Annotated in this window: 5 protein-coding genes and 1 pseudogene; 3 read left to right on the top strand and 3 right to left on the bottom strand. The window is 55.8% G+C overall.

Annotated elements, in window-relative coordinates; all coding sequences use genetic code 11:
* Window positions 1-487: NAD(P)H-binding protein (locus RMSM_RS05120; protein WP_144057382.1), on the bottom strand; the 487-nt coding region annotated here is incomplete at its 3' end.
* An 836-nt stretch (window positions 488-1,323) separates the two neighbouring features.
* A pseudogene (locus RMSM_RS43715) lies at window positions 1,324-1,479 on the bottom strand (H-X9-DG-CTERM domain-containing protein); the annotation flags it as partial.
* An 18-nt stretch (window positions 1,480-1,497) separates the two neighbouring features.
* Here RMSM_RS43715 and RMSM_RS05115 point away from each other — a divergent pair.
* The 3 genes from RMSM_RS05115 (at window position 1,498) to RMSM_RS05100 (ending at window position 6,375) form a co-directional block, all read left to right on the top strand.
* The gene (locus tag RMSM_RS05115; protein ID WP_040764185.1) at window positions 1,498-3,456 is read left to right on the top strand and encodes a matrixin family metalloprotease; all 1,959 of its coding nucleotides are present in this window, start codon (window positions 1,498-1,500) and stop codon (window positions 3,454-3,456) included.
* A 116-nt stretch (window positions 3,457-3,572) separates the two neighbouring features.
* Entirely contained in the window at window positions 3,573-4,451 is an 879-nt protein-coding gene (locus tag RMSM_RS05110) for a M28 family peptidase (RefSeq protein WP_008692535.1), read from the top strand.
* A 514-nt stretch (window positions 4,452-4,965) separates the two neighbouring features.
* Window positions 4,966-6,375 carry an MFS transporter gene (locus RMSM_RS05100; RefSeq protein WP_008692532.1) on the top strand — a complete coding sequence of 470 codons (1,410 nt, stop codon included), beginning with the start codon at window positions 4,966-4,968 and terminating at the stop codon, window positions 6,373-6,375.
* Window positions 6,376-6,446: 71 nt separating this feature from the next.
* Here the strand turns inward: RMSM_RS05100 and RMSM_RS05095 are convergent, their stop codons facing one another.
* Entirely contained in the window at window positions 6,447-10,970 is a 4,524-nt protein-coding gene (locus tag RMSM_RS05095) for a DUF6797 domain-containing protein (RefSeq protein ID WP_144057381.1), read from the bottom strand.
* Between the last annotated feature and the right edge of the window lie 66 nt (window positions 10,971-11,036).

Raw genomic sequence — 11,036 nt, 5'->3', positions numbered from 1 at the left:
CGATGACTTGGGCTCCCGATTCCTTCAGCACCTTTCCCACCTCGTGTCGACTCCGCAAATGACTCGACAATTCATCATCGTCTTCCCCAAGACCGCCGAGATAGACGATTCGCTTGACGCCCGCATCTCGTGCGGCTGATGCGAAATTGCCAGCGGCATCGCGATCGTCTTGTTCGAAACCATCGCTTGTTCCCATCGAGTGAATCAAGTAGTACGCGGTGTGAATCCCCTGCACAGCGTCCGCCAACGTATCACGCTGCAGCACATCGCCACGGACGACATCGGTACGTTCGCTGACACGAGCCCGCAAATTTTCGGGGCGCCGCGCCATACAGCGAAGCGGGCGACCAGTGTCTTCGAGCAATCGCAGCAATCGCCCGCCAACGTAGCCCGTGGCACCGGTCAACAAGATTCGTTCGTTGTCCGGTGGACGATCACGATTGGAAGAACGATCGGTGGTCGCTGCGGGGGTGTCGATCTCGGGCATAGTGGCGCGTTCGGTAGAAGAGTAGCTATTTAACCATCGCGGATCCTTAGTCAAAATCGTGGCGGAGTGACACGACGGCATTTACCTACTTTAGCGAGTTGTAAAGTCGCCAAGCAGGTAGGCAAGAACCATTGAATGAAATCCCGTTAGCCGCTTGGGCGCACGCTGTGAAGCATTTTTTCGTAGCGAAACTCGCAGAGAGTTTCGGTTTTACTCGCATGGCCGAAAGTCTCTGCGACTTTCGCTACAGTAAATTCGCGTTTTCCTTATAGGAAGAAATGCTTCACAGCGTTGCGCTTGGGCGCTAGCCCCGGTTGAATGTCGCAGCCGTGGCCAGCAGGCTTGTTGATCTACTGAGCCGCGACGCGTGAGAGAACGACCGGCTTAGGGTGACTCTAACAACTCGCATTCGTTCTTTTTTTAAGGCCGGAGGCCGACACATTTACTCAGTCATTGGTCGGCCTCCGGCCTTTGCAGCTCATTCGCTACATCCCGTGGCCCTACGGCCGCGGCAGAGGATGTATCGGCCTCTGGCCTAAGCCGGACGTTCTCGTCAGCGGCCGGGTTCCACGCACGCCCCGGTGCCTTACGGCCCTCGGCTCACAAATGCGAATTGCATTTCGATTAAGTCAACAAGTCGCTAGCGGCAAAGCGAGGAATATTCACAAAGACTCCTTCTTAGCGTTGCGATCGTCTCGGCGTCTGAGGACTGATTTGGCGCAATTTCCCTATGAGACCAAGGCGAAACGCAAAAAAAAACAATTTTCCGCCGCTCAACCGTGACAAATCCGATACGGAATCTCCCTTATCGATAGACGTCGCTCCGGTGATTCATTCTAACCCTCCGAATCAACCGGTCGCGTGGTCGTTGCAACGGCGGCGTTGTTGTGGTTCTCCGTCAGTGCCCCCTGACGGGGAACCTCGCAACGCCTTGTTTTCTTTCCTCTCCCCTCGTCGCAAAACAAAACGTTAGAGCCATTTTGATGAAACGACTATTTCGGAAACGGACAATGAAGTCAATTCGTAGAAGTCAACGCCGCCGATTAATGGCCGAACCGCTGGAAGCGAGACGGGTGATGGCGGCCAGTTTCGGTTGGGATGGTCCCGGATTGGGCGAGGCCGAGTTGACCTACACGATCAGCAACGCCCCGAGTTCGCTGTCGCAAGACGAAGTGGAAGCGGCGATTGAAACCGCGCTGGATGCATGGTCCGATGCCGTCGATGTGACCTTTACCAAGGTGGATCAAACCGGACTCAATGATTCGATTGATATCTCGTTTACGAACATTGACGGCAGCGGCGGAACGCTAGCACAAGCCTATTTCCCGGACGATGTGAATCCATCGCGGATCGCCGGCGACATCCAATTCGATTTGGCTGAGGTTTGGGAAGTCGGTAACTCGTTGGGCAATCAAGCATTTGACCTCGTTTGGGTCGCGGCTCACGAGATCGGACATTCGCTTGGCCTCGATCATCTAACCGATGCTGGATCGGTGCTGCAGGCCTACGTTACACCCAACCAGCAGTTCACTGGTCTCGACGACAGCGACATCGCCGAAGCGTTGACCCTGTATGCCGCGGCAACGACTACCGAAACCAATGACGATTCGGTCGACGATGCACCGATTGACGATACCAGTGCAGATGACAGTAGCGGGGGTGATGCCGACGATGTCGACCCTACCGCGACCGATGATACCGTAGATACCGACACGACCGATTCAGAGTTGCCTGAGGACAAAACGGATGACGGCGGGGATTCCGATAACAACCCATTCTCGCGGCGGCGATGGCGTCGCGGCGGAAATTGGCACCGCTGGGGAGGCCGGATTGAAGCCGATGTTCCTGAAAATCATAACCTCTACGACCCCACCGACGCGAATGATGACGGTTCAATCTCGGCGTTAGACGCATTGGTGATCATCAACCAATTGAGCCGATCCAATGAATCGACGACTGGATTCTCGGACGTCAACGGCGACGGCTATGTGACCGCACTAGACGCTTTGATGGTAATCAACTCGTTGGTGCCGACGGAAACGGAAGGTACAAGTGAGTTCGTCGTGGTTGCCGATCCTACCGACTCGGGTGACGAATCGGTAGAGAGCGTAGACGAGACAACAACGAGCGAGGACGACAGCGAGCTTACCAACAGCACGCCCACGGTGGGTAGCGACGATGACACCGACGTGGTGGCCGATGACGACCTCGATAGCGAAGCCGATAGTGAATCGGATGAGAGCGGCAGTGAGACGGACAGTGAAACCGGCAGCGAGACCGAGGAAACTGAGGGGGACACCGAGCAATCCGACGGCGAAACCGATGAGGGCGATGTCGACGTTTCAGATCCCCTCGATGATGAAACCGACGAGACTGACGAAAAAGACGAGACCATCGATGACGGCGGATTGACCGACCTGGATGGCGACGATGATGATGACTCGGCGCTTTGCGACCACGATCACTTCTCGTCGTTTGGTCACCACAAGGGCATCGACCACCCACGTTCGTTTCGCGTCGGATTTGATCAGTTGCTCGCTCGTTACGATGCCAACGAAGATGGCTCGCTCGGCGAAGATGAACTTCCCGAGATCGTTTGGGCCCGCTTGTCCGAAAATGAAGTCGATGCGGATAACGATGGTTTGATCACTGCCGACGAATTGGATCTTGCTGCAGAAGCCAAACAAGAAGCGAGATTCGCCAGCAAGGATAGCAATGATGACGGCATGTTGAGTGAGGATGAAGTCGGCCGGTTTTGGCAGAAGCTAGTGGCCGCCGACACCAACTCCGATGGCAACATCTCGTTGGATGAGTTCGTTGATTGGCTCGAAAATCGGGAACCCACCGATTCGACCACGCGGGTGACCTCGATAGCATCATCACAGCGGGCGGCGATCAACGCCCGTTCGGTCAATTCCGACAGCCTCTTTGCACAACTGGGGCGACGCGGCAGTCGGGGACGAAGGTAGGACACACCCATCGATTCGCTTTTGACTTAACACGCTCGGGGCTGTATTTTCGGTGCAACTCCAAGCTCGAGCGTGAAAGTCAACCAAAGTACGGCTCCCCAAGAGTATGTCTGCCGATGAGCGATGAAATCGAAGCGAATCTGCGTCTGCATGTCGACCGACTCGCCGGCTTGATTGGCCCCCGTACTCTCGATCGACCAAAGTCGATCACCGCGACTACCGGTTACATCGCGGGGCAATGGGATGCGATGCAGTACGACGTCCAGACAGAGCGTTATGACGCGATGGGCGAGCCCGCGACGAATCTATTTGTCGAGAATAGGGGAACGAAGCGATCCGACGAGATCGTATTGTTGGGGGCCCACTACGACACCGTGGCGGGGACACCGGGAGCCGACGACAACGCGTCCGCGGTGGCGGTGATGATCGAGGTCAGTCGCCTTCTGCGGCAACACACTGGCAAACGCACAGCGAGGTATGTCGCGTTCACCTGCGAAGAGAAACCGTACGGCGATTTTGATGCGATGGGCAGCCAGCACCATGCGCGTCAATCAAAACAACGTGGTGACAAGATAGTCGGGATGCTATGTCTGGAGATGGTTGGCTATTTTCGTGACGAAATCGGCTCGCAAAGTGTACCCCCATCGATTCCCAAGCGGCTGCATCGGTTCTTTCCCAAACGTGGCAACTTTCTAGCCGCCGTCGGCAACCCCGCGTCATGGAAGCTGAATTGGCAATTTCGTCGCGGATTTAAACGCAAAACCAACATGCCGCTGTTCTCGATCGTGTTGCCCGAAAAGGTCAGCGAAATCCGTCGTAGCGACAATAGTTCGTTTTGGGACCATGGCTATGCGGCGTTGATGTTGACCGATACCAGTTTCTTGCGGAATCCAAATTACCACCAAGCTAGCGACACCCCCGATACGCTCGATTATCAACGGATGAGCGAAGTCACTCGGGGCGTTGCTGCGGCGATGCAGCGTTTACTCCGCTAACCAGTACTCGGTAGGTCGCTGTTGGTTCCATACGCTCGGACTCTCCGGCCACTTGGACGCCGTTGCCCAGGTTTTTGTCGGCAAAACAGGGTTCATTGGATAGAATCCCGTTAGCCGTTGGAATGAACTGTAGCGAAAGTCGCAGAGACTTTCGGCCACGCGAGTCAAACCGAAACTCTTTCATAGTTTCGCTACGAACGATTGAGTCGTGATTTTCCACTTCAATGCTTCGCGAAGTTTTGTTGAACTTTGCTAGTGCAATCGGCCCCAGCCTTGTTGAAGTCGCGGCGAACCCATACACCTATACGGTGTCATTGGACTGTAACGGCGAGAGGATCGCAGATTCTGCTTTGCCCTATCCTGCCCCCCCGCGGCGTTCGAACGCCAAGACGCGAGGATGCCACGCTGCCTCAGCAAGTGTTTTGCCATCGATGCTCCAATGCATGCAAACGTCTACACTCGGCCATTTTGCATGTGAGCGATCTCCACCTTTTTCAATGCAAGCGAATTGTGAATGTCTCAAACGGATTCGAACAACACTAGTGGCTACAACGAGCGGTTGATCTTGTTGGTCTTGGCGACGGTTCAATTTATTACCATCGTCGACTTTATGATCGTGATGCCGCTTGGTCCCCAGTTGATGAGGGTGTTGCATATCAATCCGGCCGCGTTTGGGTTGATCGTTTCGTCGTACACGTTCGCCGCCGGGGTAGCGGGGCTTGTTGCCTCGGCAACCGTTGACCGTTTCAGTCGAAAATCGGCGTTTCTGGTGCTGTATGCTGGATTCATCCTTGGAACCTTATTGTGTGGTCTCGCCCCCAACTACGGAACATTGGTGTTTGCTCGCATTTTGACAGGAGCATTCGGCGGTATTTTAGGAGGGATTTCGATGGCCATCATCGGCGACGTTTTTCCGGACAGCCGTCGTGGACGTGCCACGGGAGCGATGATGACGGGCTTTGCGATCGCGTCGGTCGCGGGAGTACCGCTAGGGCTGGTGATTGGCAACCACTTTGGGTGGAACATGACATTCATCGCGTTGGCGTTATCCGGAGTCCCGGTGTTATTCATCGCCGCGTATGCACTGCCCTCGCTCGACGCGCACTTTGGCGAAACCCAGGTGCATCCGCTAGAGTCTCTTCGCAGGACATTTACGGTTCCCAACCACTTGAACGCGTTTGCGCTCATCATCGCGCTGACCTGTAGCGGTTTTTTGATCTTCCCCTACATCAGCGCCTATTTTGTCGGGAACGTGGGTATGTCCGAACAACAGCTGCCTTGGGTATACATCGCGGGCGGGGCTCTGACCTTCTTCACCGCTCCTGTCATCGGCCGCTGGGCAGACCGCGCGGGAAAGTTATTCGTTTTTCGTGTCATCGCACCACTCTCGGCGGCACTGATGTTCGCGATCACGCATTTGTACGAGGGTGGAATTGTGCTTGCCATCGTCGTGTTTGGCGCGTTGATGGTTTGCAATGTGGGACGGATGATCCCCGCGATGGCGATGATCACTGCGAGTGTCGCCCCACGACACCGCGGCGCGTTTCTGAGTGCAAACTCATCGATTCAGCATATCTTCGGTGGCGTTGGCGCCTATCTCGGTGGTTTGATCGTTTCGCAAGCGGGCGAAGGTGCGGCACTAGAAGGATTTGGAACCGTGGGCTGGATCGCAGCCGGCGTAGGGATGTCAAGTTTGTGGTTGGCCGGCCGATTGCGCAGCGGCGAACAGGAGGATGCGGTTGCTGCTGAGGACTTGTCACTACCCGCAGCAGCCGAAGCAGCATACGACCCAGGCGAACCGATCGTCGCATTTGTTGATGGCGCCGCCGATGTCAGCGAAGTGCGGTTAAAGTCCATCAATCACGACCCACTTGGCGAACGCGAAAACCGTTGTCCTCAAGTCGGTCGAGATGCGATCGATTGAATCGCGACGTTGACTCGCGGCATCGCTCAAAAGCATCGTTGCGACTCGGTCTCGCTCACGATACGCTCGGCTTACTCTGCTGGCGTCTCGACCACCATCACACCGTTCATTACCATCCAATGACCGGGAAAGGTACAGAGAAACGGGTAGCGACCGGGCGCAGCCGGGGCAATGAAATAAATCGTTTGTTCCTGGCCTGGCGAAACGACGTCGGTATGCGCGATGACTTGGTCCGATTCGGGAATGTATTGTCGCACAAACGCGTTCGGATTTGCGATCATTTGATTGCCAAGCTCACCAACGTGCCGAAGTGCACCTCGTTGCACAAGAACCCAATTGTGGGGAACGACATCCGGATTGGACAGTGTGACGGCTAAGGGCTCATTGGCTGCCACGCGGAACTCGGGGGTGGTGTATGTCAGATTGCTGCCGGTTTCAATTTTGATCGATCGAGCGCCACTGATCTTCTGGTGCCATGGGTTGGGAGCACGTGCCGCCATCGAAGCCATATCGACTAACAGCGGGTGAGCCGCAATCCGCTTCTCGGTCGGTCGATAACCAGTGAAATCGGTAAATGGCTCGTCCATTTGATGGACGGTGATGAACATGTCTTGCCCATCGCCCGCTGGATTGCACGAGGCCGCATTGTCGTCGTTGACATGCATTCGCAAATGCAATTGATTGACAGGTTGCAGGTCAGGAATCTCTAAAAACAGCGAACATCGATCCGCCATCACGTGAGCGGATTGAATTCGCAGCGGATCGTGGCCGGCGGTTCCAGGATGCGTCGCCGAATATTCCGGTGATCCATAGCCACCGCTATATCGGTAGTTCCAACACTGAGCAAAATGTTGCTTGGGGTCGCTGGCGATTGCTTCGTCGATTGGTAGCGAAAATGTGACTCGGACGCCATTTTCGTATACATGGAAGCCCGTGGGAAGCTGAGCCGCATCCCCTGTGTAGCGAACTCGCTGGAAACAACCATCATCGCGAGTGTATGACCCCCAACCGGTCATGCCCGAAACATACAATTGTCCGTCTCGCGGATGAAAGCGACCGCGATGAACACCCGACAAAAAGTCACCCCTGAGCGGGACGACTGCTCCTTGGACTTGGTCATGGACCTTGTCGCGAAGCACGCTGAACCATGTTCCGGTGCCGAACGACAAGTGCAACAATTGGTCTGTGAGCGGTCCGAATGCGTGACTGTCCACATAGACCTGGCCACCACTGGAATTATCGAGACCGCGCGGAACGTAGGCCAACGGCAATTCAGGCGGTTGACTATTTTTGGGTCCGCCATAGCCGTGGTGCGGCGGATTGCCGGTGGAGGGTGACGCCGAAGGGGGAACGGCATGAATCGCCGACGCGGGTGTCCATGCGCCTTCGGAAACGGGCACCGTCAGTGTCCCGCCAGGCAGGATTCCCAAACCATCGGGGTTGCGGAACCCGGTTGCGATCACGTCCGCAGTTTTTCCGTCGGGTGAAATACGCAGTAAACCTTGGTTACCCGACGCGGTGTAAAAGTTGCCTCGTTCGTCACGTTGCAAACCACAAATAAAATCATGGCCGGCAGGCGAGGTGACAAACGCATCGCTGAAACACTCGTAGAAATCGGCTTCGCCGTCGTCGTTGACATCGGTCAATCGCGTCAATTGGTCTCGGCACTGCACATAGACTTCTCCGTCGGTGACCACTAATCCCAACGGATGGTGTAGTCCGGTGGCAAAACGTGTCCATCGTGCCATGCCGCCTTCATCGGACGCGGCATCGATTCCGCTGACGCGCCATACGTCGCCCTGCATCGTGCACACTAACGCGCTGCCGTCGGGCAGGAAGTCGTGCCCACCGCAGAACACCAGGGCTTTCCACGGATTGTCCGTCGGCAATTCGATTGTATCGATGGCATAAGGACGTTGCGTGCCGCGAATGATCTTTGTCTCGATCACGTCGGGCCACTGTTGCGGTCCACCTTGGGTTACATGCCGCAGCGGATGCTCGTCGATCGGCGCCACGTCGCGAACAAACTTGCCGTCCTGGACCCAGGCGGAATCGAGATACTTTACGTCGCCAATGGTATAGGCGAACACGACCCGTTCGCCATGTCGATAGTATCCGTGGTACTGAAACGGCTGCTGAACTTTGGGGCGTTTGGCTACATCGATCAAACTGCCATCGGGACGTATGCCGCCGACAAACCCATAGCGAACCGAAGGAAACTTGACAAAGCCCCCGGTCCACACCGCGTCAAATGATAACGTGTCGGGATTGAAACAGGCGGCCATCTCGTGATCGTCTCCAAACCGGACGCAAACGCCGCGAGGCACCGTGATGCCGTCAGCGCGAAAAACACCCGCTTGCACCGTCCCCAGCTGCGTGTGATTCCAGCGATTGTCGTCCCAGTCCGGTTCGCTCTGATTGCCCCAGTGCCCTTGCTCGCCGCCATCCAGGCCAGGATAGGGTGAGATCAGCATTGGTGGATGCGGTTGAACGCGAAAATGTTCGGCCTGTTTCGTGTAAAAATCGTACAGCCGATCGCGATTGACCGGATGATTCGCGTGTGGCCAATGCTCAGCCGCGAGCGGAGTGGTGGTTTGTGGCGACTCGGCTGGCCCATGCATTTGACTGTGAGCGATCGCGTGTTGAAGCGGTTGGGAAATTGAGGCTCCGTTGCGACCGAGTTCGCTTAAGAATCGAATCAAATCGAGTTGCTGTTGAAGTGACATCGCCGCAGTTAACCCGCTGGGCATCACCGAGCCGGCCGCGATTTCCTCTTCGATCTCCTCTTTTGAAATCACTGTCAGTTTATTGGATGCAGAATCTCGGATGACCAGTTGTTGGTTGTCCGATCGGTGTTTGAATCCGGTGAGGATATCGCCATCGATCGTCAAGATTTTCCAGGTCATAAACTCGTCTGCCACATCCCGTTGCGGCCAGAAGAGCGACTCGACGATCTGGGGCAATGACCGATCTTTGGCGATCGTCGACAAATCAGGACCGACCGCGCCGCCGTGATCGCCAATCTTGTGACACGACAAACAGGCCAACTTGGCATCGGCAAACACGCTGGCGCCACGGACGGCGTCACCGGACGCTTGTGATTCGCGGATCAGCCGTGCCACGGTTTCACCGTCGTACGCAAGATCGACGCCCGCCGATGTCGATGTGTTTGCCGCAGGTTCCGCATCGACTCGGCTGTGATGATCCAATTGCGGTGACTCTTCCGCTTGCACATTACCCAGTTTCCACAATCCAAGCGTCGTATCATCGCGAGACACATCGACTAGCGGTTTCGCAGTGACTTGGCGGACCCCTTTGGAGATCCGCACCCATTGAACTTCGCCATCAAAGCCGAGGGCACGCTCGACAAGTCGCCCGATCGCAAGCCCACCAGCAACACTCGCACCCTTCTTCTTATCTGCAATCGGCTGATCCGCCACTTGTTGTCCATCCACGAAAAGACGGATGCGGCCCGCTTCGTAAATCATCGCAACCGTATGAGGTTGGCCGTCGCAGATCATTGAATCGGTATGGACGTGGTCCGGAATTTTGCCGGGCAGGTAGGCAGTCAAAAAACCGCTGCCGCTCATGGAAAACAGTTCCCAGTGATCGGATGATTTTTTACTGTCGCTCGCCACCAGGATGTTGTAGCGATCGTGGCTTCGCATTGTCGCTCGGACTTCGACGGTGATCGTCGGATTTCGGTAGGCATCAGCGCCAGGGAAGATTCGGCCCGATCCCACGTCCTTCGCAGCGGTCGGTTTGGTATTGATTGCCGGGGTCGGGGGCAATGGTCCCGCACTGCCGCGAGTCTGAAGTTCTTGGCGAATCCAATCCAATCCGTCACGGTTTTCGATCAGCGATTCGCGTGCATCGAGCTCATTCCGATGGTCCAGAATTCCGATCGGTCCATCGTATCCGCTTTCGATCACCACACGGATCATCTCCAATTCGTGCTGTCCTTTGCCGATCCCGAGAATCTTGGGCTGCTCGTTCGGGTTCATGCCGTTCAGATTCAAGCAGTGCAAGAACGGCTTCATGATGGCGAACGACTCGGCCCAGTCGGCGATATGCCCATGTGCGTGATGAAAGTTATAGACAATGCCAACATGCGTTTGCCCTAGTTCGTGCAAACGTTGACACACGGCGACAAGATTCTTTGGTTCGCCGCCCCAGCCTCCGTGGTTGTAAAGTGCAAGCGGACATCCCATTGCGGCAGTCCGTTTGGCAAGCGGCAACATCTGCTGCGCCGCCGCTTCGATCTTGGCCGCCGCGTTGTCACCACCGCTGTCGCGAAGCATCTGCCAAATTTGAGGATGTAAGTCGTACTTTTCAAACAACTGGAACGCATCTTCATGCACGCCCCAGAATGCAAAGAATTCGATGTCGTGTTTTTGGTAGGCCAGGATTTCTTGTTCGAAAGTCGGAACATGAACCGCTCGCCAATCATAGGCGGCTCGCGTGATGCCAATTTCCTTTAACATCGCGGCACGTGCTGCGGGACTTCGATTCTTTGCGTCGAAGGGGACGATGCACCAAGCCACTTGATTCTGACGACGAAGCACATGATCGTCCTCCGATGCGGTCACTGACATCGGAATCAAAGTCGCAAAAACGATGGCCAAAAGGCCGGGATAGCGGAAGAGCGTGGGGCTAGCCAT

The organism is Rhodopirellula maiorica SM1 (genome assembly GCF_000346295.1).
GTDB classification, from domain to species: domain Bacteria; phylum Planctomycetota; class Planctomycetia; order Pirellulales; family Pirellulaceae; genus Novipirellula; species Novipirellula maiorica.
The sequence above is the reverse complement of the archived record's forward strand: the minus strand, read 5'-3'. Positions and strand labels throughout refer to the sequence as shown.